The sequence below is a fragment of the Maricaulis maris genome (genome assembly GCF_003634045.1).
GTDB classification, from domain to species: Bacteria; Pseudomonadota; Alphaproteobacteria; order Caulobacterales; family Maricaulaceae; genus Maricaulis; species Maricaulis maris.
Genome location: NZ_RBIM01000003.1, coordinates 61,266 through 84,734, shown reverse-complemented (window position 1 = coordinate 84,734; position 23,469 = coordinate 61,266). Strand labels below are relative to the sequence as shown.

At 64.4% G+C, this 23,469-nt stretch carries 22 protein-coding genes; 11 read left to right on the top strand and 11 right to left on the bottom strand.

Going from position 1 to position 23,469, the window contains the following annotated elements:
• Positions 1–951 carry a CPBP family intramembrane glutamic endopeptidase gene (locus C7435_RS06400; RefSeq protein WP_121210482.1) on the top strand — a complete coding sequence of 317 codons (951 nt, stop codon included), beginning with the start codon at positions 1–3 and terminating at the stop codon, positions 949–951.
• Positions 952–972: 21 nt separating this feature from the next.
• Here the strand turns inward: C7435_RS06400 and C7435_RS06395 are convergent, their stop codons facing one another.
• Entirely contained in the window at positions 973–1,449 is a 477-nt protein-coding gene (locus tag C7435_RS06395) for a GNAT family N-acetyltransferase (RefSeq protein ID WP_121210481.1), read from the bottom strand.
• Between the two features lie 7 nt (positions 1,450–1,456).
• On the bottom strand, positions 1,457–4,330 hold the full coding sequence (uvrA, locus tag C7435_RS06390; protein WP_121210480.1) for an excinuclease ABC subunit UvrA: 2,874 nt from the start codon (positions 4,328–4,330) through the stop codon (positions 1,457–1,459).
• Between the two features lie 342 nt (positions 4,331–4,672).
• Between uvrA and C7435_RS06385 the strand changes: the two genes are divergently transcribed.
• The 6 genes from C7435_RS06385 to C7435_RS06360 all read left to right on the top strand — a co-directional run bounded on the left by C7435_RS06385 (position 4,673) and on the right by C7435_RS06360 (position 10,012).
• Positions 4,673–5,173: a single-stranded DNA-binding protein gene (locus C7435_RS06385; RefSeq protein WP_121210479.1), complete on the top strand. Its 501-nt coding sequence runs from the start codon at positions 4,673–4,675 to the stop codon at positions 5,171–5,173.
• Complete coding sequence (locus C7435_RS06380) at positions 5,157–5,903, top strand: hypothetical protein (protein WP_147422642.1); 747 nt, start codon at positions 5,157–5,159, stop codon at positions 5,901–5,903. The genes C7435_RS06385 and C7435_RS06380 overlap by 17 nt, the downstream gene beginning before the upstream one ends.
• Positions 5,904–6,045: 142 nt before the next feature.
• On the top strand, positions 6,046–6,471 hold the full coding sequence (locus C7435_RS06375; RefSeq protein ID WP_121210477.1) for a BlaI/MecI/CopY family transcriptional regulator: 426 nt from the start codon (positions 6,046–6,048) through the stop codon (positions 6,469–6,471).
• Positions 6,471–8,141, top strand: coding sequence for a M56 family metallopeptidase (locus tag C7435_RS06370; RefSeq protein WP_121210476.1), 1,671 nt, complete (start codon positions 6,471–6,473; stop codon positions 8,139–8,141). The genes C7435_RS06375 and C7435_RS06370 overlap by 1 nt, the downstream gene beginning before the upstream one ends.
• Before the next feature lie 114 nt (positions 8,142–8,255).
• Entirely contained in the window at positions 8,256–9,551 is a 1,296-nt protein-coding gene (locus tag C7435_RS06365) for an NAD(P)H-binding protein (RefSeq protein ID WP_121210475.1), read from the top strand.
• Positions 9,551–10,012 carry a DUF2269 family protein gene (locus C7435_RS06360; protein ID WP_121210474.1) on the top strand — a complete coding sequence of 154 codons (462 nt, stop codon included), beginning with the start codon at positions 9,551–9,553 and terminating at the stop codon, positions 10,010–10,012. Before C7435_RS06365 ends, C7435_RS06360 begins: the two co-directional genes overlap by 1 nt.
• Here C7435_RS06360 and C7435_RS06355 read toward each other — a convergent pair.
• The gene (locus tag C7435_RS06355) at positions 10,009–11,118 is read right to left on the bottom strand and encodes a Kelch repeat-containing protein (protein WP_170150360.1); all 1,110 of its coding nucleotides are present in this window, start codon (positions 11,116–11,118) and stop codon (positions 10,009–10,011) included. The two genes, C7435_RS06360 and C7435_RS06355, sit on opposite strands and share 4 nt — an antisense overlap.
• Before the next feature lie 13 nt (positions 11,119–11,131).
• The gene (locus C7435_RS06350) at positions 11,132–12,433 is read right to left on the bottom strand and encodes an alkaline phosphatase family protein (protein WP_121210472.1); all 1,302 of its coding nucleotides are present in this window, start codon (positions 12,431–12,433) and stop codon (positions 11,132–11,134) included.
• A 291-nt stretch (positions 12,434–12,724) separates the two neighbouring features.
• Between C7435_RS06350 and C7435_RS06345 the strand changes: the two genes are divergently transcribed.
• On the top strand, positions 12,725–13,330 hold the full coding sequence (locus C7435_RS06345) for an EF-hand domain-containing protein (protein ID WP_075190551.1): 606 nt from the start codon (positions 12,725–12,727) through the stop codon (positions 13,328–13,330).
• A 40-nt stretch (positions 13,331–13,370) separates the two neighbouring features.
• On the opposite strand, the gene C7435_RS06340 is transcribed toward C7435_RS06345, so the two are convergent.
• On the bottom strand, positions 13,371–14,852 hold the full coding sequence (locus tag C7435_RS06340; protein WP_121210471.1) for a serine hydrolase domain-containing protein: 1,482 nt from the start codon (positions 14,850–14,852) through the stop codon (positions 13,371–13,373).
• A gap of 89 nt (positions 14,853–14,941) precedes the next feature.
• Here C7435_RS06340 and C7435_RS06335 point away from each other — a divergent pair, with 89 nt between their 5' ends.
• The gene (locus C7435_RS06335) at positions 14,942–15,493 is read left to right on the top strand and encodes a winged helix-turn-helix domain-containing protein (RefSeq protein ID WP_121210470.1); all 552 of its coding nucleotides are present in this window, start codon (positions 14,942–14,944) and stop codon (positions 15,491–15,493) included.
• A 307-nt stretch (positions 15,494–15,800) separates the two neighbouring features.
• A complete protein-coding gene (rpsD, locus tag C7435_RS06330; RefSeq protein WP_075190554.1) occupies positions 15,801–16,418 on the top strand; it encodes a 30S ribosomal protein S4 in 618 nt (205 codons plus the stop codon).
• Between the two features lie 59 nt (positions 16,419–16,477).
• On the opposite strand, the gene C7435_RS06325 is transcribed toward rpsD, so the two are convergent.
• The gene (locus C7435_RS06325; protein WP_121210469.1) at positions 16,478–17,704 is read right to left on the bottom strand and encodes a potassium/proton antiporter; all 1,227 of its coding nucleotides are present in this window, start codon (positions 17,702–17,704) and stop codon (positions 16,478–16,480) included.
• A gap of 167 nt (positions 17,705–17,871) precedes the next feature.
• A complete protein-coding gene (locus C7435_RS06320) occupies positions 17,872–18,273 on the bottom strand; it encodes a hypothetical protein (protein ID WP_121210468.1) in 402 nt (133 codons plus the stop codon).
• A gap of 274 nt (positions 18,274–18,547) precedes the next feature.
• Here C7435_RS06320 and C7435_RS06315 point away from each other — a divergent pair, with 274 nt between their 5' ends.
• Entirely contained in the window at positions 18,548–19,075 is a 528-nt protein-coding gene (locus C7435_RS06315; protein WP_170150359.1) for a hypothetical protein, read from the top strand.
• A gap of 20 nt (positions 19,076–19,095) precedes the next feature.
• Here C7435_RS06315 and C7435_RS06310 read toward each other — a convergent pair whose 3' ends face one another.
• From C7435_RS06310 to grxD, 4 genes are all read right to left on the bottom strand, one after another.
• Positions 19,096–20,865 carry a glycoside hydrolase family 15 protein gene (locus C7435_RS06310; protein WP_121210466.1) on the bottom strand — a complete coding sequence of 590 codons (1,770 nt, stop codon included), beginning with the start codon at positions 20,863–20,865 and terminating at the stop codon, positions 19,096–19,098.
• A complete protein-coding gene (gene otsB / locus C7435_RS06305; protein ID WP_121210465.1) occupies positions 20,862–21,617 on the bottom strand; it encodes a trehalose-phosphatase in 756 nt (251 codons plus the stop codon). The genes C7435_RS06310 and otsB overlap by 4 nt, the downstream gene beginning before the upstream one ends.
• Positions 21,614–22,987, bottom strand: a complete 1,374-nt coding sequence (locus C7435_RS06300) for an alpha,alpha-trehalose-phosphate synthase (UDP-forming) (protein WP_121210879.1) — start codon at positions 22,985–22,987, stop codon at positions 21,614–21,616. The genes otsB and C7435_RS06300 overlap by 4 nt, the downstream gene beginning before the upstream one ends.
• Positions 22,988–23,132: 145 nt before the next feature.
• Positions 23,133–23,465, bottom strand: coding sequence for a Grx4 family monothiol glutaredoxin (gene grxD / locus C7435_RS06295; protein WP_075190560.1), 333 nt, complete (start codon positions 23,463–23,465; stop codon positions 23,133–23,135).
• Positions 23,466–23,469: the final 4 nt, after the last annotated feature.

Here is a 23,469-nt window from a genome sequence, read left to right as displayed (position 1 = left end):
ATGGCGGGACGGGAAATCTATTCGAAACGCGGGCCGCAGGCGCGCCGGACCTGGACGGCGGCCGCCATTCCGATGGTCGTTGTCTTGATCATCCTGGGCGCGATCATCGGAGCGGTGGCCGGGGTTTTTCTCGGATTCATCTCGGCGGACGGCTCGTCGGACGAGACTTGGCAGGGCATGACATACATGCTCATCGGCACGTTCGCGCCGGGCGCCGTGCTGATCTTCCTCTGGGTCGTTTTTTTCGAGCGCCGACCGCTCGCCGCGATCGGCCTCAACGGGCAGTTCCTCGGGCGATTTGTGCGCGGATACGGTCTTGGACTGGCTTTTCTGACCATCGTCGTTGGCGGCATCTGGCTGTTGGGTGGCTATCAGATCGAAGCCAGTGGCTCGGTCGCGCTGGCGGTCCTTATCCCGGCGGCCTGGGTCCTGCTCGGCTTTATTGTCCAGGGCTCGACCGAAGAGATTTTCATGCGCGGGTGGCTGATGGGCCTCATCACCTCGCGTCACGGCATTGTTTGGGGCGTGGTGGTCAATTCGGCGATTTTCTCGCTTCTGCACGGTGCCAATATCGAGATGTCGGCCGAGCTGATATTCGGCCTCGCCAACATCCTCCTGGTCGGGGTGATGCTGTCCTTCTACGCCATCAAGGAAGGTTCGCTGTGGGGCGTGTGCGGTTGGCATGCCGCCTGGAACTGGTTGCTGGCGTCTGGTTTCGGTCTGCCGGTCAGCGGCCATGACAGCCCGGTCAACCCGATCCTGATCGATCTCGCCGACGCCCCCGACGCCGCTTGGTGGCTGACCGGCGGCGTGTTCGGCCCGGAAGCCAGCGCGGTGACGACGGTCGTCCTGCTCGCCGGCACGCTCTATTGGGCGTTCAAGGGCAAGGCGGCGGATTATGGCGTTGAGGCGCCGACCGACGCGGCGACCGACAATCCCGCCCAAGGCTGATCCGTCTACCGGATCCGCCGTTCAAACTGCGGCCGGCTTCAGCCCCCGTGCGCGATAAAAGGCGATGGCAGGCGTGTTGCTGGCGATCACCTTGAGGGAGATGCTTCGCACGCCAAGCCCGGCAAGACGGACGCATGTCCGGGCGAACAGGAAACGCCCCAGCCCTTGGCCCTGACGGCCCGGCAGGATCGCAAAATCCTTGAGAAAACCGGTGGTCCAGCAGTGCGCGAAGCCAACCAGCTCGTCGCTGCGTTGATCGATCAGACACAAGCACAGGCGTTGATCAAATTCGCCGTCCGTCCGCAGCGCCGCCCACCACTCGCCAAACGCCGCGGTCTCACCTTGACCCTGCGCATAGGCGGCGTTGAGTAAGTTTCTCGCGCCAAGACCGTGCTCGTGCGGTTGGAAATCCGGCTCCGCGATGAAATCAGGCGTCGCTGGTTGCGCGAGAAGCGGCCCCTGCAACGCGGCCGTCAAGAGGATGGGCGGCTGCGGCATTCCGGTGTCAGCCCGCTTTCTTCCGCAACTCCTTCGCCCGTTCCAGCATCGGTGCCAGATAGCGGCCGGTCCAGCTGCGCTCGACCTTGGCGACGTCTTCCGGTGTGCCGACGGCAACCACTTCGCCGCCGCCATCACCGCCTTCGGGACCCAGATCGATCAGCCAGTCGGCCGTCTTGATGACGTCGAGATTATGCTCGATCACGACGACGGTGTTTCCGGCTTCGACCAGCTCGTGCAGGACCTCCAGCAGCTTGCGGACATCCTCGAAATGCAGGCCGGTGGTCGGCTCGTCGAGAATGTAGAGCGTCTTGCCGGTGGCGCGTTTGGAGAGCTCCTTGGAAAGCTTCACCCGCTGGGCCTCACCGCCGGAGAGCTGGGTCGCGGGCTGGCCGATCTTGATATAGCCCAGACCGACGCGTTTCAGCGTTTCCATCTTGTCGCGCACGGCGGGCACGGCCTTGAAGAAGTCGGCGCCTTCCTCGACCGTCATGTCGAGCACATCGGCGATCGACTTGCCCTTGAACTGGACCTCCAGCGTCTCGCGGTTGAAGCGGGCGCCGTGGCAGACATCGCAGGGCACGAAGACGTCGGGCAGGAAGTGCATCTCGATCTTCACCACACCATCGCCCTGGCACGCTTCACAGCGCCCGCCCTTCACATTGAAGGAGAAGCGGCCCGGCTTGTAGCCGCGCGTCTTGGCTTCGGGCAGCTGGGCGAACCATTCGCGGATCGGGGTGAAGGCGCCGGTATAGGTGGCCGGATTGGAGCGCGGCGTGCGGCCGATCGGTGACTGGTCGATATCAATCACCTTGTCGAGCCGGTCCAGCCCTTCGATCCGGTCGTGCGGGGCGGGGACCTGCTGGGCCTTTTGCAGCTTGCGCGCGGCGGCCTTGTAGAAGGTCTCGATGGTCAGGGTCGACTTGCCGCCACCCGACACGCCGGTCACACAGGACATCACGCCAAGCGGGAATTCGGCATCGACGGTCTTGAGATTATTGCCGGTCGCGCCGACCACTTTCACCATGCGCTTCTTGTCGATCTTGCGGCGCTTTGTCGGCACCTCAATGCGCCGCGTGCCTTGCAGATACTGGCCGGTCAGGCTGGCCGGATTGGCGATGACTTCAGCGGGCGTGCCTGCGGCCACGATTTCGCCGCCATGGACGCCGGCGGCAGGACCGAGATCGACGACATAGTCCGCCGTCAGTATGGCTTCCTCGTCATGCTCGACAATGATCACCGTATTGCCCAGATCACGCAGCCCGCGCAGGCTTTCCAGCAGCCGGGTATTGTCGCGCTGGTGCAGGCCGATGGACGGTTCGTCGAGCACATAAAGCACCCCGGTCAGGCCCGACCCGATCTGGCTGGCGAGGCGAATGCGCTGGCTTTCACCGCCGGACAGCGTGCCGGATGCGCGATCAAGCGTGAGATAGTCCAGCCCGACGTCGACGAGGAATTTCAGGCGCTCGCGGATTTCCTTGAGGATGCGCTCGGCGATCTGCTGCTGTTTCGGCGTCAGGGTCGCCTCGACGGCACCGAACCAGTCGCGGGCATTGCGGATCGAGAGTTTCGAGGCGTCGGTGATGTCCTGGCCGTCAATCTTGACGCTCAAGGCTTCCGGCTTCAGGCGGCGTCCGCCACAGGTCTCGCAAGGCTGGGCCGACTGGAAACGGGCCAGGTCCTCACGCACCCAGCTACTGTCGGTCTCGCGCCAGCGGCGTTCCAGATTGGGAATGACACCCTCGAACGGTTTCTGGGTCTCGAATTTCCGCAGCCCGTCTTCATAGACGAAGGTGACCTTCTCCTTGGTACCGAACAGCACGATCTTGCGGAAAGGCTCCGGCAGGTCGCGCCAGGCCTGGAACATGTCGCCGCCGAAATGCCCGGCCAGGGCCTGCAGGGTCTGCTGGTAGAGTTTCGAGGTCGCCCGGCTCCAGGGCGCGATGGCGCCATCGGACAAGGGCTTGTCGCGGTCGGGCACGACGAGGTCTTCGTCAAACTTGAGTGACTGGCCGAGACCGTCGCAGGACGGGCAGGCCCCGAACGGGTTGTTGAAGGAGAAGAGGCGCGGCTCGATTTCGGAGATCGTGAAACCTGAGACGGGACAGGCGAACTTCTCCGAGAAGATCATCCGCTCGGGATTGCCCTTCTCGTCCTGACGGTCGGCAAATTCCGCGACGGCGAGGCCATCGGCCAAGCGCAGGGCGGTTTCCAGACTGTCGGCGAGGCGGCTTTCCATGTCCGGCTTGATGACGATCCGGTCCACCACCACGTCGATATCGTGCTTGAATTTCTTGTCGAGCGCGGGGACGTCTTCCAGCGTGTAGAACTCGCCGTCCACCTTGACCCGCTGGAAGCCGGCTTTGAGCCATTCGGCGAACTCCTTGCGGTACTCACCCTTGCGGCCACGCACGACCGGCGCCAGCAGGTAAAGCCGCGAGCCCTCCTCGAGCGCGGTCAGGCGGTCGACCATCTGGCTGACCGTCTGGCTCTCGATCGGTAGGCCGGTGGCCGGCGAATAGGGCACGCCGACCCGGGCCCATAACAGGCGCATATAATCATAGATCTCGGTGACCGTGCCGACGGTCGAGCGCGGGTTTTTCGAGGTCGTCTTCTGTTCGATCGAGATGGCTGGCGACAGGCCTTCGATACTGTCCATGTCCGGCTTGGACATCAGCTCCAGGAATTGCCGGGCATAGGCCGACAGGCTCTCGACATAGCGGCGCTGGCCTTCGGCATAGATGGTGTCAAAGGCGAGCGAGGACTTGCCCGAGCCGGACAGGCCGGTGAACACGATCAGCTTGTCGCGCGGCAGGTCAACGGAAACATTCTTGAGATTATGCTCGCGTGCGCCCTGCACGCGGATGGTATCGAGCGCCATGCGTCTGCCAGTCTCCGTTCGGTCGCGCCAGTCGGTTGAGATTCGCAACCGGATCGGAACGTTAGGGGAACATTGTGCGATCTGTCCAGCGCACAATGTGATCCATAGGAGATAGGACGCGGATGCCGCCGGGTCCAGCGTGCCAAGCGGGACAACTGACATGACGGTGGCAGGAGGCGAGTTCGTGGCGAGGTGTGATCGTCCTGTTGCGCTCGGCTGGACTCTGTCGCTCGCCTCCTCTCAAATCAGCCTGACTCGCAGGCGCTGATTGACCTGCGGAACAGAATGTGAACACTGGGCTGCCCCCGGTACGAGGCTGGCAGCAAGGATGGAGAACAGGCGATGGCGGGAAGCGTCAACAAGGTAATTCTGGTCGGCAATCTGGGACGTGATCCGGAGATCCGCCGCATGAATAATGGCGATCCGGTCGTCAATCTGTCCCTCGCCACCTCGGAGAGCTGGCGCGACAAGTCCTCGGGCGAACGCCGCGAGAAGACCGAGTGGCACCGTGTCGTGATCTTCAACGACAATCTCGCCAAGGTCGCCGAGAACTATCTCAAGAAGGGCTCGAAGGTTTATGTCGAGGGCCAGCTGCAGACCCGCAAATGGACCGACCAGAACGGCCAGGAAAAATACTCCACCGAGGTCGTGCTGCAGCGTTTCCGCGGCGAGCTGACCATGCTGGACGGCCGCAATGAGGGCGGTTCCGGCGGCGGTTATGGCGGCGGCAGTAGCGGCGGCGAGTTTGACCAGGGCGGCGGCTCCGGTGGCGGCCAGCGCTCGATGGATGGACCGAAGGAAGATTTCCGCAATGCTGATCTCGACGATGAAATCCCGTTCTAGCCTGCGGGCGCTGATCAGCGCTGGCGTGCTGGCCGCAGCCTGTGCGGCCGGTGGCGCCATGGCGCAGGATCCGGCGGCGGACGCAGCCGCGGATCCCAATGCGCGGTCGCCCGAGATCGTCGTCGTACCGCTCGGCGAAGAGGAGGGCGAGGCCCATTTCGTTGTTGGCCAGATGGCTTGGGGCGATGTGCTGGGGATTCTCAACCAGATCCAGGAACAATCGTCTGAACAGACCATCACGACGGCCCAGAACCTGTGGGGCGCCCGCAATGAGAACCCGCCCTTCTTCCTGTTCGAGCTGGCGCGGTTGACGGCGGAATCCGATCCCGCCTTTGCGGTCCAGGCCTATTTCCTGGGACGTTCGCGGACCATGTATGACGCGGCGCGGTGCCTGGATTCCTCGGCTGTGGACGTTATCAACGAGGCTTCGGCCTATGCGGGTGTCACGGTGCTGGAAGTGATCGCATCGCGACCGGAGCTGACGATCGCCGCGATCGAAGGGATTATCGAGTCCGGTTCGGCCTTTTCCGGCGAAGCGTCGCCCTGGTGGGCCTGCTCGTTTGGAACCAACGCCTATTTCGCCGCCGTCAATGGCCAGACCCTGTCCGGCAATGAATGGCTGATCGTCGAAAATCGCTGGCCATCCGTCCGTGACCGAATCTCTTCAAACCTGCAGAATAATCTCGACATGATGCGCAATGCCGTCGCGGCGGAAACGGCGTCGGAATAGCGTAATCTGCAACGGTCTGACGCCCGCCTGGTTGCTGCCTGGTGATCGCGCGGCGTCAGGTTTTGCGCTGACTTACTAATTTGTTAGTTGATGGTCGCAGTCTCCCGTGGGAGGTCTGGATCATCAACTAAGGAATTCGTAGATGGCGCGTCCAACATCCCCGCAACTCACTGATGCCGAACAGCGCATCATGACCGTGCTCTGGGAGCGGGGCGAGGCGAGCGTCCGCGACATTACCGATGCGCTCAGCGCCGAGCACGGCCTGGCCTATACGACCGTCCTCACCACAATCCGGATCATGACCGACAAGGGCTATGTCGGGTATCGCAAGTCCGGCCGGGCCCATATCTACGCCGCCTTGCTGAGCCGCGACGGCGCCCGCAACCAGGCCCTCGGATCGCTCGTCCGGACCCTGTTCGGCGGCTCGGCCCAGAGCCTCGCCCAGCATCTCGTGCGGGCAGAGAAGTTGACCCTCGATGATATCGAAGCCCTGCGCGCTGCGGTGCTCGAGGGGGACGGGACGGATCGTGCAAGCCGCGATGAAGACCCGGACGGGGAGGCGCGCTGATGGCCGTTGAAACCCTGCTCCTGGCGGCGCTCGCGGCCCTGACCGCCGCGACAGCGCTGGCCGGTCTGGTGGTCGCGCTCGACCGTGTCCTGCCGGCGCGCTTTGTACGGGAACGCCATGACCTGGCCTTGGCCGCGCTCGGTGTCATCCCGCTGGTCTTCCTGCTCGCCCTGCGCGCAGCGCCGACGCCCACTGCCGCAGACGAACCGGCGGTCGCCGCCGCGCCACCGCTCTATCTTCCCGTCGGCAGGGCCGGACCGGTCGAGGGGGCCCCCATCCACCACGACACGCCAGCAGTCGTCCGGCCGGGCGCCGGACCGGCCAATACCGGGGCGCGGCTCCAACATGCCCTCCTGCTGATCTGGCTGACCGGAGCCGGCGTGATGGCCCTGCGTCTGATCCGCGATCTTGTCGCACTTCATCGCATGCGCTCGGCGGCGCGCCCCGTGTCCTGTCCGGCCACGCTGCGCCTGTCCGCCGCCGTGCCGCTTGCCATCAGCGAGGCTGCCACCACTCCGCTGCTCGCTGGCTATCGGCAGCCGCAAATCCTGCTGCCCGCCGGTTTCCCGCTCGACCATGCCGCCCGGCCCGTGCTCGAACATGAGATTGCCCATGCCCGTCGCGGCGATGCCTGGACGGTCTTGGCGCTGCGGGTTTTGCAGGCCGGTTTCTGGTGGGTATTGCCACTGCTCCCCCTGATGACCGTGCTCGAGCGCAATCGAGAGACCTTGTGTGATCGCGAGGCGGCGCGGATCACCGGTCAGCCGCGCGATCTCGCCCTGGCGCTGCTCGATGCTGCCGCCCGCCGCACCCCGCATGCCTCGCTGGCGCTCGCCGCCGCTCCCTCACGTTCCAGCCTGGCGCAACGCGTTGACCGGCTGACGGCGACCTCTGACCTCAACCGAAAGGATAGTCCCATGCGTCTTGCCCTCCTGCTTCCCGCCCTGTCGGCCACAGCCCTGGTCCTCACACCGCAATTGGGTGAAGCCCGGGCCATGGAAGGCCGTGATACCCGGCCATCGCCCCTGCGTGACCTTGACGACTCTTACGATCTCGACGGTCGTCTCTACCAGGCAGCCCGTCGTGGCCAAGCGAGCCGTGTCAGTGAATTGCTCGTCGAAGGGGCCAATCCGGATGTCCGCTACCAGGGCGATGGTACCGCCTTGATTGCCGCGGTTCGGTCCGGTGATCGCACCACAATAGAAACCCTGCTGAACGCCGGTGCCGATCCCGATCTCGGGGTCAATGGTGACGGCAATCCGATGATTGCCGCCGCTGCCCGGGGCCGCGATGACGTGGTCCAGCTGCTGCTTGCCTCCGGTGCCGATGTCGATGCCGCCCAGTCCGGGGATGGCAATGGGCTGATCGCCGCCGCGCTGCATGGCCGGGGCGGGACGGTTGACCTGTTACTCGCCGCCGGCGCCAATCCGGACGCCTATGTCCTGGGTGACGAAACGCCGATGGTGAATGCAGCCCAGCAAGGCCATCTCGACGTCATCGAGCGCCTCGCCGCCGCCGGTGCCGATCTGTCGCTGACGGTCCTCGCGCACAGTCGCGACGGGCAGGAGATCTACCGCTCACCCCTGAGCGAAGCGCGCCGGACCGGCCAGCGCCATGTTGTTGCCTGGCTTGAAGCCCGCGGCGCCGAGCATCGCGAACCGGCACGCTGATCCAGTCTATCCGGGATGCGCGGATCGGTCGGACTGGCAGTCCGGCCGGTCCGCGCTAAACTGGCTTCCGACTCGGCAGCATGAGGGCATGCGCTGCGGGCAGGGGGCCAGTTGATGCGCGTATTGATTGCCGGGGCGAGCGGGTTCATCGGCTCGCACATCGCCGCCTATCTCCATGCCGGCGGGCATCAGGTGCTCGCCGCCGCACGTGATGTGGAAACGGCCCGGCAAAGGGCTCCGTGGCTGGACTGGACGAGCTGCGACTTTCGCCGTGACATGATCGATGACTGGTTGCCCCGACTGACCGGTGTCGATGTCGTCATCAATTGTGTCGGTGTGCTGCAGGACGGGCGTGGCGACAGCAGCCGCAAGGCCCATGTCGACGGGGCGAGTGCCTTGTTTCAAGCCTGTGAACGGGCGGGGGTGCGGCGCGTTCTGCACATCTCCGCGGTCGGTGTCGATGCGGCGGCCGGCTCGGACTATGCCCGCGACAAGCTGGCCGGCGAGGCGGCGCTCAAGGCCTGCGATCTCGACTGGCTGATCCTTCGCCCCTCCCTTGTTATCGCCCGTAATGTCTATGGCGGCACGGCGCTGGTGCGCAGCCTGTGCGGTTTGCCCTTTGTGACGCCGGTTGTCGGTGGCGAGCAGGTCTTTCGCCCGATCGGGATGGACGACCTTTGCGCCGCGATCGCTGACCTGATCCGTCCTGGCGCTCCGTCGCGCACCAGCTATGACCTCGCCGGACCGGAACGGGTCAGCCTTGCCGATACCGTGCGCGGCTATCGGCGCTGGCTTGGTTTCGGCGATAGCCGCATCCTGGCTGTGCCACGCTGGCTGGCGCGGCCGGCCTTCTGGATTGGTGATCTTCTGGGCTGGATGGGTGTGCGCACCTCCATGCGCTCCAACGCGCTCAAACAGCTCGATTTCGACGTTGAGGGCGACCCGTCCGGCTGGATGGCGGCGACCGGCGCCGCGCCGCGCGGCTTCCACGACTGGCTCGCGGCCCATCCGGCCGGGCTGCAGGATCGCTGGCATGCCAGACTCGGCTTTGCCCGCCCGCTGGCGCGCTGGGTGCTGGGCCTCTACTGGCTCATGACCGGCGTGCTGGCGCTCACCATCGCCAAGGATCACGCCTATTCCGTGCTCGCCGCCGGCGGGTTTTCCGAGGCAGCCCAGCCGCCTGTTTTATGGTTCGGTTCCCTGTTCGACATCGCCATGGGACTGGGCATGCTGGCCAAATGGCGGGTGCGTCTCCTGTCCGCGATCATGATCGCCGGGACGTTCGCCTATATCCTCACCCTCAGCGTGACCCTGCCGGGATTGTGGACCGACGCCCTCGGTCCGATCCTGAAAGTTTTCCCGATGATGGCGCTGGCGCTCATGATCGCTGCGACCGAGGATGAACGCTGATGGAGCTCTATCCGGTCCTGCGGCTGGTCCACATCCTGGGGGCGGCGGTGCTGTTCGGCTCGGGGGCGGCGATTGCCTTTTTCATGCTGATGGCCTGGCGCAGCGGTGACCGCGCCGCCTTTGCCATGGTCGCCCGCCATGTCGTGCTGGCGGACTGGGTGTTCACCGCGAGCGCGGTGATCCTGCAACCGATCTCAGGCCTCGCCCTGGCCCATCTCGCCGGCTGGTCCCTGACAGTGCCCTGGCTGGTAGCGAGTGTCGCGCTCTACCTCTTCATCGGCGCCTGCTGGCTGCCGGTCGTGTGGATCCAGATGCGGGTCAAGGCGCGCTTGGCCGAGACCTCCGGTCCCGACATTCCCGCCGATGTGCACCGGCTGATGCGAATCTGGTTCGCCCTCGGCTGGCCGGCCTTTGCGGCGCTGATCGCCATTCTCTGGCTGATGATCACCAAGCCCGGCTAGATGAAGTGCCAGGATAGGCGCTCGACAATATTCGATGTGCCTTGACCACTTGGTCCGGTGGCGCCGCCGATTGCGTAGATATGCCCGTCAATGCTGACACCGCCCAAACCGTGGCGAGGCGTGGCCATGTCCGGCCCGGCTTCCCACGCATCTGTGCGCGCATTGTAGATCCAGAGCTGTGGGTAAACGCCGCCGCCATTGGAGAAATACTCGCCCCCGAACGCAAAAATGCGCCCGCCCGAGACGGCGGCGGCCAATCCACCTTGGGCTTGGGGCAGGGGTGCCCGGCTGTGCCAAGTGTCGGAAACAGGGTCATAAGCTTCGTGGCTGGCCTTGTTTCCATCGTCGACACGCCGTCCACCGATGACATGAAACTTCCCGTCCAGGGTGACGCCGGCTGCGGAATTGCGAGGATTGGGGTTGGGCGCGCGCCGTGTCCATTCCTGCGCGTCCGGATCAAAGGCAAAATGTGCCCCGCTGTCCTGATGGTCGACCCATTGGCCATTTGATGCGGCGGCAGGCTGACGCCCGGTGGCGACATGAATGAACCGGCCGAGTGACACGGCGCAGGTCTCGGCGAACGGCTCGGGAAGTGGCGTTGTTTCGCTCCAGACATCGTTCTGTCGATCATACCGCGTCAGATTGGGTATCATCGTCCAAGCCCCCGAAGGGCTGACCCGAAACCCGCCAATCGCGTACACATGGGCTTGATGCCCGACCAAGTTGGGATGGTGACGAGGCTCCGGAAGGGGCGCGATTTCGTGCCATTCGACACGCGGACCATCGCCGCAGGGCGCCTGCTCGTCGCCCCAGGTCACGCCCCTGAAAGCCCGGTCCAACACGCCCATGGGTTCGCCGCTTGCCACGTCAGGCGAGAAACCGCCGGCAACAATTATCTCGTGATCCAGCGTTGCCGGGTAAATTTCTTGCAGGCGCACGGGCACATCATTGATGGCCTGCCAACGCCAACCTGGCTCTAAAGCGAGACCGGTTTCCGGGTCGCTCAGCCGGACAGGTGTGCAGAGCGAGGTGGCGTCGGCGCCGGCGGTCAGCCCGAAGGCCGCACCTGTCGCGATTGCGACCCTCCGCGTGATCGTCTCCGCCATCCTGACCCTCCGCCTATTCCGCGGGGCAGCGCCCGCCCGTGATCCGCTCGACTTCCTCGGCGCTACCATCGGTCCGGGCAGGCTCGAGGTCCAGTGCACAGGCGATGAGGCCATAGACATTGATGTTCTCGAAAGCGGCCGGGCGACTGCCTTCCGGGAAGATCGGGCCGGCACCGATGAAGGTGGCACCCATCGTGTCGGCGTGGTTGTCATAGCCGTGGGTGGCAGCGAGGCTGGCCAGGTAGGGATTGCTCAGGTCGGTCTCGCTCGTCGTGAGCAACCAGCCCGGGTCGGCCAGGATGAAGAGATCCGGGCCGCGGTCCGGATGATCGAAATGCCAATGCGCCGGCATGTCCTGACGGCGATAGGCTCGCATGTGCGGATCGGCACCCTGCAGCTCGGCGTAGACGCGGTCCACGGCGGCCTCATCACCATAGCCCATCAGGAAAGGTTCGAGGCCGGCGCCGTAGTCGCCGGCAAACTCTTCGATGAAGAGGCCGTCGAGATCGGCATGGGCGTCCACCGCGATGGTGCGTTCGGTCGAGACATTCACCATGCCATGGTCGGAGACGATGATGATCGTCGCCCGGTCCATCACGCCGCGTGCTTCAAGACCGGCGACCAGGTCACCGACGAGGGCGTCGACATGGGCGACGGCGTCGGCTTCGGCCTCGGTCTCGACACCGAAACGATGTTCGATCGTGTCGACATGGTCGAAATAGACGGCGGCAAAGCGAGGTTGTTCGGCAAGCGGAGCATCGAACCATTCCAGCACTTCGGCGACGCGGTCTTCATAGGGGCGGCCGTGTTCGTACGGGTGCCAGACGGTCGGGCGGGTTTCCTGGATTTCCACTTCCGAGCCCAGCCAGAACATGATGTGCGAGCGCAGGCCCTGCTGCTCCGCCGTGATCCAGATCGGTTCACCACCCCACCAGCGCGGATCCCGGGGGCTGCCGCCGGAATTGGAGAAGGTCTCGTCGAGCCGCCGGTCCCAGGGGGAGTTGGACACCATGCCGTGATGTTCGGGGTAAAGCCCGGTCGCCAGCGAGTAGAAGTTGACGAAGGTCTTGGTCGGCATCGCCGAAATCATGCGCTCGGGCCGGGTGCCGCGGGCGGCGAGGGCGCGCAGGTTTGGCGCCTCATGACGGTCGATGGCATCAAAGCGCAGACCATCGAGGCCGATCATGATGACGACGGGCGGATCGCCAGCCATATCAGCCAAGGGGGTGTCCGGTTCACCGGACAGGGTGGGCAGGTGGCTGCAGGCCGCGACAAGGCTGGCGAGCGCAGACAGGGTGAAAAGGCGAGCAAGCATGAAAACCCCCAAGGCAGACAATCGGAACCCGGAACAACAGGCCCTGACGCAGCTAGTCAGGCAGGCGCCGCGCGACAAGGCAAGGATTTGTGACGCTCGGTGCTCTCGTCTTGGCAGTTGCGTCCGGAGCGTGACCAAAATTTCATCAATGAAATCAGTGTCCGGACGTGAAAATACGTGCGTCGGGACGGCAAATCGGTTCTTCTTGACCTGCATGGTGTGGCGCTCTGGAGCTGCACTCAGGTGTCAGCGTGAAACAAGGGTCGGCCCGCGCCACGGGCCGGAGACAAGATGAAACGGCGTGAAAAGCAGAGCGAAACCCTGGAGATTCGCATTGGTCACCGCACCAAGCAGGACTTCATGGAGGCGTGTCAGTCGCATGGCGTGACAGCCAGCGAAGTGCTTCGCGCCTATGTTGAGACTTGGCCCGCTTCGCGCCATCGCCGCCGGGTGCTCCCCCAACTCAATGTGAAGGAGTACACCATGCCTGCCAGTTTTCTCGCCCTCGTGACCGCCGTGGCGGTTGTCTCGGGCCTGCAGACCGCCACACCGGTCGACGCCGATCGCAACGACCCCGAAGCCAGCTTTGCCTCGGTCGACCGCGACGGCAGCAATGATTTCGACCTCGCCGAGCTTTTCATCGAGGCCGGCCTGACTGCCGAGGGTCAGCTCGGCCCGGAACTGCGCGCCCAAGTCACCGGCTCGGTCCAGACCGCACTCGCCGATCTTGGCATGGACGCCCAGGCTGGTGTCGCCTCGCCGGACTTCCTTAATCGGGTCATTGCTGATGCCGAGGAGTCCGCCGTGACGAGCGTGACCGCGGTTTTCAACGATATTGATGCGAACGGGGATGGTCGTGTGACCCGCGCTGAATTCATGACCTACAGCGCCAGATAGGCATCAGGCGCCGGCCGCGTGTCGACCGGCGCCTGTTCTCCTACCCGATCTGAAGGCCGGCGATCCGGCGTGTTTCGCTGCCGGTGGTGTCGAACTGGATCGCGACGGCTTCGCCCATCGAAGGTGCGAGCACTGTGAAGCGCACATGCTGCTCGCCGGCCTCGAATCCGAGCACGGGCTGCCCGCCAAAATCCGCCGCCAGCTGGGCGAACATGGCCAGGTGTCGATCCATCTCTGCAAAGGCGATCATGTCTGCTGTGAAACGCGCTTCGATGAACGCCTGGTGCGCTGCGGCATCGCCGCCCAGTGCGGCCATGAAGTCAGCTACCAGCTGTCCGGTTGGCGTGTCCGGCAGCTCAATCGGCGCATCCGACGCGGTCGGCGCCGCAGTGACCTCATAGGGCTGGCCAAACCAGGCCGCCGTCAGCACATCGACAACCCGGTCGGCGTTCAAACGATGCTGGTCGGTACCGACGAACAGGATCAGGCCATGATCCGCCAGTTCGCGCCAATGGGCGTTGAAATGCGGATTGCCGCCATTATGCCAGTAGATCCGGCCGAGTGCGGGATCATCCTCGACCACCAGCCCATACCCATAGTGTGACGCACCGCCGCCCTCATCCTGAAACGGCGTCTGGCCGAGATCGCGCGCCTGCGGCGAGATCAGATCACCGGCCGACCAGGCCTGGCGCCAGGCCAGCATGTCCGGCGCGGTCGAGACCAGCCCGCCATTGCCGATCAGGTTCCAGTTCGGCGGATGGCCACCCCAGGAGGCATCCGCCACGTCGCGACCGTCGTCCAGATGGACCGAACGTTCGTGATCAAAGGCGGTCTGATAGCCGGTGCTGTGAATGCCAACCCTTGCCAGCCGGTCGCGCAGCAGGGCTTCATAACTCTGTCCGGTGGCGTGTTCCATGATCGCGGCGGCGAGCGAAAACCCGACATTGGAATAGTGGTAACCCGTGCCCGGCTCGAACTGCAGCGGGGCGGCGAAGGCATTGGCCAGGAAAGTGTCGAAGTCCTCATCGGCCAGATCATCACCGACCGCGCCGGGGAAGCCGGCCGCATGGGTCAGCATCTGGTGCAGGGTGATATCAGCCTTGTCGGACGGGACGTCGTCAAAGACATCAGCCAGACGCAAGTCGGCGGACAGGGTACCGTCGCTGATCAGCTGGGCCGCCAGCATGCCGGTGAAGCTCTTCGTAATCGAGCCGGTATCAACCTGGGTGTCCGGGCCGTAGCGACGGCCGGTCTGGGGATCAGCTTCGCCGGCGCCGCGCAAGAACACGGTCTCGCCTTCGTGCGACAGGCCGACAATGCCGGTGAAGCCGGCCGCTTCGAGCGCGTCGAAGGCATCGGAGAGGCGGTCGCCGGTGGCACCGCGGTCGACGACAGGATCAATGCTCAACGGGGCTGTCTGGGCGGGTGCCGCGGCATTGATCGCCAACGCCAGGCCCAGCGTCATGCCGACCGAGCGGATAAGGCGGGGTGATCCGCGTCTGAGGAATGACAAAGCTTTCATGGTCTTGCTGCTCCTTGCTCATGTTAGCCTTGTCTGGCTAGGGCGGCGGGTGGTCGGCGTCCTGACCAAAACCTGTTGGATAGGCCGTCATGACACATTCTTCGCACTCTGCAGACCTCGCTGTCACGCGGTTCCGGATCGGCGCGGCGCATTGCGATTTGCTGGCCTGCGAGTTGGTTCGGGACGGGCAGACGCATCGTCTCGAACCGCGCCTTGCGGGCGTCCTGCACCTGCTCGCCCGGCGCGGCGTCAGCCCGGTCACCCGCGACGAATTTCTCGACACGGTGTGGGAGGAGGATGGGAGTGATGAAGCGCTCAACCAGGCCATTTCCCGCCTGCGACGCCTGTTGGGCGATGCCAGCCTGATCCGTACCCTGCCACGTATCGGCTATAGTCTGACTGCGCCCGTCGAGGCTGCAGGGGCCTTGCCTGTGCCGCCGCCGGCGATCTGGGTACGGGATGGGGTGCAGGGCGCCCTGCGTATCGTGAAGCGCCCCTTCATTGGCGGCTTCCTCGCCGGTGCGATCGCTAGCGCCTTGGTCGCCAGCGCTCTCTGGCCAAGGACCATTGAGCGCGAATTCGAGATACTGACGACGGGCCCGATGGAGGCCGCGTTGACAGTGCCGGACGCGGCGGAGTAGCGGCGATTTGATACCCGCCGACTATATCGGCTTGTGTCCGCGTAAAGAAGATGTCCCGCGGTGGATGACCCGCCTCGTCCGGCCCGACGAGGTTTTCACATATGAGTTTCGGAAGGCGGGGAGTTTTGGAGCGCAGCGCTGTTTCGCGGTGCGCAGCCTGCACCCATTGACATCCCTGCCCACACAGGTAAAACCCCCGCTTCTCGCGTGCCAACGGGTGCGCGGGGTACGGGTGATGTGAGCTCCGCCGTTTAAATCGCAACCTCAATGCCGAGTGTTGCCGGACCGCATCGAGAGAAGAGAGAACATGTCGAAGCGTCATTCGCAGAAATACAAAATTGACCGCCGCATGGGTGAAAACCTGTGGGGCCGTCCGAAGTCTCCGGTCAACTCGCGCTCCTATGGCCCCGGCCAGCACGGTCAGCGCCGCAAGACCAAGATGTCCGATTTCGGTCTTCAGCTCATGGCGAAGCAGAAGCTGAAGGGCTATTACGGCAACATCACCGAGAAGCAGTTCCGTCGGACCTATGACGAAGCTTCCCGCCGTAAGGGTAACACCGCCGAGCTGCTGATCGGTCTCCTCGAGAGCCGCCTGGACGCCATCGTCTACCGCTGCAAATTCGTGCCGACGGTTTTCGCCTCGCGCCAGTTCGTCAATCACGGCCACGTCAAGGTCAATGGCATCAAGGTCAACATCCCGTCCTACCGCTGCAAGCCGGGTGACGTGATCGAAGTCCGCGAGCGTTCGCGCTCGATGGCGCTGGTCCTGGAAGCCCTGGACAGCCCGGAACGTGACCTGCCGGATTATATCGATCTCGATGCCAAGGCGATGAAGGCCACCTTCGTCCGCATGCCGGAATTCTCTGAAGTGCCGTACGCGGTGCAGATGGAACCGAACCTGGTCATCGAATTCTACTCCTCGTAAGAGGACGGAAATCGATCAGAAACAGGCCGCTCCGGGACACCGGGGCGGCCTTTTTCGTGTCAGTCGTCGCACTCGGATGCGGCGGTGTCCGGCTCGGGTGCGCGGTCTGTCTCGACGCCCAGCCAGCGGGCAGACAGGGCTGCCGTCAGCCCGTGTACCAGCAGCGAGATCACCACGATCACGAAGACCAGGTTGAAAAAGACCGCGGTGATCGGGCCCGGGCTGACTACGGGCAGGATGGCGAGGAAGATCGGCACCGACCCGCGCATGCCCATCCAGCCGACATAGATCTGTTCGCGCAGCGGAACGCCAAGCGGCATCAGGCAGGCGATCACCGAGACCGGGCGCACGACCAGCATCAGCACGGCGGCCAGGATCAGGCCGGGCAGGAGAACCTCGCCGAGGGCGCTGGGCGTTACCAGCAGGCCCAACAGGACAAACAGGCAGATCTGGGCGATCCAGGACAGGCCTTCATGGAAATGGATGGCGCGCACCGGTTGGGTCGTGCCGAAATTCGCGGCACCCAGTCCGAACAGATAGACCGCCAGGAAGCCGGACCCGCCCAGCAGGCCGGTGCCGGAATAGGCCAGCAGGCCCATCGCCAGCAGCAGGGGCGAGCGGACCCCCGTTGGCAATTTGATCCGCCCCATCAGGCGTGCGGCCAACCAGCCGGCGCAAATTCCGATCGCCAGGCCAAGGCCGAGCTGGAGCGCGAGCACCGGCATGAACTGGACCATCGTGTCGAGCGAGAGCGGCAAGCCGCTGTCGACAATCTCCACCATCATCACTGTCAGGAAGATGGCCATCGGGTCATTGATGCCGGACTCGACCAGCAGGGTCTGGCGCGGGCGGCGGGCCAGGGTAACGCCGCCATCGCGCAGCGCCATGAAGGTGGCGGCGGCGTCGGTGGAACTGACCACGGCGCCGAACAACAGACCTTCAATGATGGAAGCATCAAACACCAGCGCATAGGCGCACCCGACCAGAACGGCGGTCAGGATCACGCCGGGGCCGGCCAGCAGGCCGGCGGGCAGGGCTGCGGCGCGGACATCGGTGCTGCGCGTATCCAGCCCGCCGGACAAAAGGATCAAGGCCAGGCATATCGAGCCGGCCTGGTAGGTGAGATCGAAATCCTCGAACAGGATGCCTCCCGGACCATCCTCGCCAAACAGCATGCCGATGATCAGGAAAATCAGCAGGATGGGCGCCCTGAAACGCGTCGAAAGCGGGATCAACAAGATGCTGAACACGATCACGAGGCTGAACAGGAACAGGGTTTCATTCATGCGCGCGTTGTCCGTTCGCAGGAGGGCGGGGCCTTGGATGTGGTGCGGCAGGCAGGCGGTTTCCAGCGCACCAGGATAATAGCCGGACGCGGCTCAAAACTGAACGACTGATCAACAGGTTAAAGCGCTACACCACGCGGGGCGGTATTTCGCGTCCGGCCTGCCCGTCAGCGGGAGGGAACTGGTTTTCGACGCGCCGTCATCAGGAAGTAGTAAGCCCACATCAGACCGAGGCCGGTCAGCGTTGCCGCCAGGAAGGCAGGCTCCTCTTCGCCATGGGAGAGCGAAAGTCCGCGGGTGTCGACGCTGGACATCATCACGACCAGCCAGACCAGGGCCATGCCTGCGCTGCCAAGGCAGGCCAGCGCGCCTTGTTTGCGTCGCTCGCGCCCGGTATCGGTCAGGGTCGCGCCATGGACAATCATCGCGACCGCAACGGCCACAAGCGACACGAAGGCGGCCATTGCTCCGAACACGACAGTGATGGCTGGTCCCATTCCCTGTCCGCCGTCCCACCGGTCTGCGAATTCGGCGTTCGTCAGGATGGAGAGGGCGGCGGGCACAGCCATTGCGAGGGTGTGTCCGATCAATTGTCGCATTCCGGCAGCCTCCGACTGAACGTTTTGGAGTGTGCTGGTGAATGCCGTTCAGGCAAGCGGCGACATCGCTGACCTGTCTTCGCGCAGCCCTGCCTTTTTCTGCAGCAAGTTGATTCGGGATTTCGCGTCTCACGAGTCCGTGGTTGATCAATTGTTAAACCCTGATTGTATGGCTCGACGTTCGGGGCCGCGGGGGCAAAATGCGGGGTCCGGACGCGTATTGGGGCTGTCTTTGGGGGCAAGGATGACAGGGCGTTGGCGGGGCGTATTGGCCGGTTTGGGGCTGGCTGTTTCACTTTCGGCATGTGCAACGAGCGGGGAGCCGCAGGTCGAGGCGAGGCGCAGCCTCCTGCCCAGCCTGCCGCCCATGCCCGCCATGCCGGCGCTGCCGACAATCAATATCTCCGACATGCGCATCCCGGGCACCAACCGTCAGGCGCCGGCACCGGACCCATCACTTGAGAACATCATCTATTGGCGCGTGATCGAGGACGATATCCTGATCGTCCATGCCGACACCAATGGCTGTACCTCGCGCGCCGATTTCCGGGTCGATGTGCAGCAGTATCACGACGACATCTACACGGTCAGGCTGATCCGACAGGCGCCGGACCGCTGTGACGCGTCGGCGCCCTGGGGCACCCAGCTCGGCTTCGGCTTCGAGGAACTCGGCGTGCCGATCGGTGGCCAGGTGATCCTCCTCAACCCGGTCGACACCGAGCGTCCCTGGGACTGGAACGACAATCGCACCTTCGTCGCCAGCCGCCGCTAGCACGGACACTCAGGGGTCGCTCAGACCACCGCGTCCCAGCTCAGTGACAGGCGCGAGGCGGCATTGATGATGCCGACCATGGAATAGGTCTGCGGGAAATTGCCCCACAGCTCACCGCTCGCCGTATCGATATCCTCGGACAATATGCCCAGCTGCGTGCGGTGGGCGAGCACATCCTCGAACATGGCGCGGGCATCCTCCAGCCGGCCGATCCGGGCCAGCGCGTCGATATGCCAGAAAGTGCAGGCGGTGAAGGCGGTCTTCGGCTTGCCGAAATCATCAGCGACCCGGTAGCGATAGACGTGGTAGCCGTCGCGCAATTCCTCATCGACCCGCTCCACCGTCGCAATGAAACGCGGATCATTCGGCGTGATGAAACCGATTTCGGCCATCAAGAGAACAGAGGCGTCCAAGGCTTCGCCGCCGAAGGCGCCGGTGAAGGCCTGGCGGCTCTCATTCCAGGCTTCGCGCAACACGGTTTCACGGATTTCATTGGCCCGGAGTGTCCAGTAGTCCTGGCGCGCGTCGAGACCGAGGACGCTGGCGATGCGGGCGAGGCGGTCGCAGGCCGCCCAGCACATGATCGCCGAGGAGGTGTGCACATCGGCGCGGCCGCGATATTCCCATATCCCGGCATCGGGCGTGTTGTAGACCGCATAGGCGCGCTCACCGACGACCTCGAAATGCTCGAACTCCAGCCGGCCGGCCTTGGATTGCAGGCGATCGTCGAAGAAGGCCTGGGAGGCGCCCAGAATGACGTGACCATAGACATCATGCTGGATGTGTTCGGCGGCCTGGTTGCCGAAGCGCACCGGACCCATGCCGCGATAGCCCGGCAGGTCGGCGGCGATCATTTCGGTCAGGTCCATCTCCAGCGCGATCCCGAAGACCGGCTGGATATGTCCGCCCTTGGTGAGTGCCACCGTGTTGCGCAAATAGGCCATATAGCCTTCCAGCGTGCCTACGGCCGAGAGCCGGTTGAGGGCGGTGACGGTGAAATAGGCGTCGCGCAGCCAACAGAAACGGTAGTCCCAATTGCGCTCGCTATCGGCATGTTCCGGGATCGAGGTCGTCAGCGCCGCAACAATCCCGCCGGTTTCCTCATAGACGCAGAGCTTGAGTGTGATCGCGGCGCGGATCACCGCCTCCTGCCATTCCGGCGGGGTGGCGAGGCGGCGCGACCAGTCCTGCCAGTGATTGCAGGTCCGCTCGAACCAGTCCTTGGCCATCGCCCCGACCGAATCCGACAGGCTCTCATCCGGTCCCAGAACGAAGGCGACCTCATGGTCGAGCACAAAGTCGCGCCGGTCCATGATGTAGGAGAGCGGTGCGTCGGTGGTGATCCGGAAACCGGCGCTGTCATCGAGAAAGCTGACATGCGAAACGCCGCGCTTGGCCGGCATCTCGGCAGCGCCCTTGCGGCAGGATGCGGCCAGGGTCACCGAGATGCGCGGCATGCCGCGCAGCGGGGTGATGCGGCGTACGGTCGAGGCGGGGCGGAACATGCGGCCCTTGTCCATGAAACGCGGCGCGAAATCGGTGATCAGGATCGCCGACCCGTCGGCGGCTTCCAACTCGGTCTCGATCACGGCCGTATTGCGGACATAGCGCTGGGTGGCGGAGACCTGACCGGCGAGTTCGACGCCGAACCGGCCCTTGCCGCCAACCAGGCTGTTGAAGACCGGCTCGCCGTCCAGCCGCGGCAGACAAAGCCAGGTCAACGCGCCATGCGGGTCGACCAGTCCGGCAACCGTGCCATTGCCGATGATTCCAAGTTCCAGCGAATTCATGGGAGTTGTGCCTCCAGCCAGTTCCACACTCGGGCCGGGTCGTCGAGACGGGTCGTTGCGCTCGTTTGGCCTTCGCCGACCTTGATCGCCCACCCGCCCAGCGCGATCGCAGCGCGCATGCCGTCCTCATCGGTCGCATCATCACCGATCATCACCGGGCAGCGCCCGGCGAAGGGGGGGAGCGTCAACAAGCGCTCGACGGCGCGCGCCTTGCTGGCGGCCGCAGGTTTGAGCTCGAACACCATCTTCCCGGCCTGCAGCCCGTAGGCCGGGCAATCGGTGACAAGCTCGGCCAGGGCCGCAGCCAGGGCCGGTCCTGCGCCGGGTGACGCACGATAGTGCAAGGCCAGAACCGGACCTTTGACTTCCAGGCGCGTGCCCGGTGTGTCAGCACACAACTGGTGCGCTCCGTGAAACAGTGCATCCGGAGCCGGGGGTGCCCAGGCGGCGGGATGGCGACCGGGGGCGCAGAAGTCGCTGCCATGCCCGCCAATGCGCCACAGGGCACCGGGAATGCGGCGATCAAGGTCGCGGATGTCGCGCCCGCTGATGATGGCCAGCGCCCCACCGCTCGCCCGGGCCAGCGCCTGAAGGATATCGCTGCCGCCAGGTGGCAGGAAGACCGTGTCGGGATCATCCTGCAGCGGCGCCAGCGTGCCGTCGAAATCGAGGAAAAGCGCGTTTTGCCTGACGTTGAAGACCGGCGTGTCATGCGTGTTGGCGAGGTGGGACCGGGTACGGGTTTCGCTCATGCCGGCACCGCCGGCTTGAGGTCTTCGAGGAAGCGGTTGCGCCACCAGGCAATGTCCTGCGCGACGACCACATCGCGCAGCTTGCGCCAGCGCTCCTGGCGTTCCTCGAGCGACATTGTCAGGGCCTGGTGGATGGCGTCGGCGACCTTGTTGCGATCGTGCGGATTGACGATCAGCGCGTCCTTCATCTGCTCGGCCGCGCCGGCAAATTGCGACAGGACCAGAACGCCCGGATCGCTTTCGTCCTGGGCGATGACGAATTCCTTGGCGACCAGGTTCATGCCGTCGCGCAAAGGGGTGACGAGGCCGACCCGGGCAATCCGGAACAGGCCAGCCAGTTCCTCGCGGGTGTAGGAGCGTGCCAGGTAGCGCAACGGGATCCAGTCGAGATCGCCGTGATCGCCATTGATCCGTCCGGCCAGCTGGTCGAGCTCCAGTCGCAGTTCCTGGTATTCCTCGACTTTCGAGCGCGACGGCGGTGCGATCTGTGTGACCGAGACCTTTCCGTGCATTTCCGGATGGTCGTCAAACAGCTGGCCGACCGCCTCGAAGCGCTGCGGCAGGCCCTTGGAATAATCCATCCGGTCGACGCCGATGACGAGTTCGCGGCCGCCCAGGAAGCGGCTGATCCGTTCGGCAGCGCGGTCTGCGACAGCTGAATGGGCGGCCGCGATGAAACCGGCCGGATCGATGCCGATCGGATAGGCCTCGATCCGTGTGGTCGTGCCGAAAACCGAGATCCGGCCATCGCCCAATTCCTTGCCGCCGCAATCATCGACCAGGTAGCGCACGAAATTTGAGCGGTCGCGGGAGCACTGGAAGCCGATCACCGAATAGGCGCACAGGGCGCGGGCGATCCAGTGATGCTCGGGAATGGCACGGAAAATCTCCGGCGGCGGGAAGGGGATGTGCAGGAAAAAGCCGGTCGGTCCTTCCCAGCCGGCATGACGCAGGGCGTCGCCCATCAGCAGGAAATGATAGTCATGGACCCAGACCGTGTCGGTCGGCACCAGCCGGTCGGCAACCATGTTGGCCAGGCGCTGATTGACCGCGGAGTAGGCCTGGAAGGCGTCGCTGTCGAAACAGGCAAGATCGATGCGGTAATGAAAAACCGGCCAGATCACCCGGTTGGCATAGTTGAGATAAAACCCCTCATGCTCGTCATGGGTCAGGTCGGTAAGGACGAATTCAACGCCCTCATCGCGGTAGACGCTGGTGCCGCGCGGTATCTCGTCGACCAGCTCGCCGCTCCAGCCGAACCAGCTGCCGCCGGTTTCCTTGAGAGATTCCCAGACCGCCACCGCCAGCCCGCCGGCGCGGGCCTTCGGGTCGGCAGCCGTTCGGTTCGAGATTGCGATCAGTCGGCCCATCATCACTCCTTGCACCGGGAATGGTGTTCCACGGGGCTCGGGGAGCGGGCAAGGCGGCGGCCGGTCTCAGCACGGGATGGGGTGGAATTGCCAGTTTGGCGAGCCGGAATGCCCCAAATCGGTCAATCCGGTCGGTCGTCAGGGCTCAAGCAGCGTCGACGACGCCCTTGTCCTTGAAATAGGCTTGCAGCTCGCCGGTCTCGAACATTTCCTTGATGATGTCGCAGCCGCCGACGAATTCGCCCTTCACATAGAGTTGGGGAATGGTCGGCCAGTTCGAAAATTCCTTGATGCCCTGACGGATACCATCATCCTCGAGCACATTGACGCTCTCGAAATTGACCTGGAGATGATCCAGCACGCGCGCGACAACCGAGGAAAACCCGCATTGCGGGAAGACCGGCGTGCCCTTCATGAAGAGCACGACGTCGTTGTTGTCGATGGTCGACTTGATGCTGTCGTGAGCGGTCACGGACATGGCG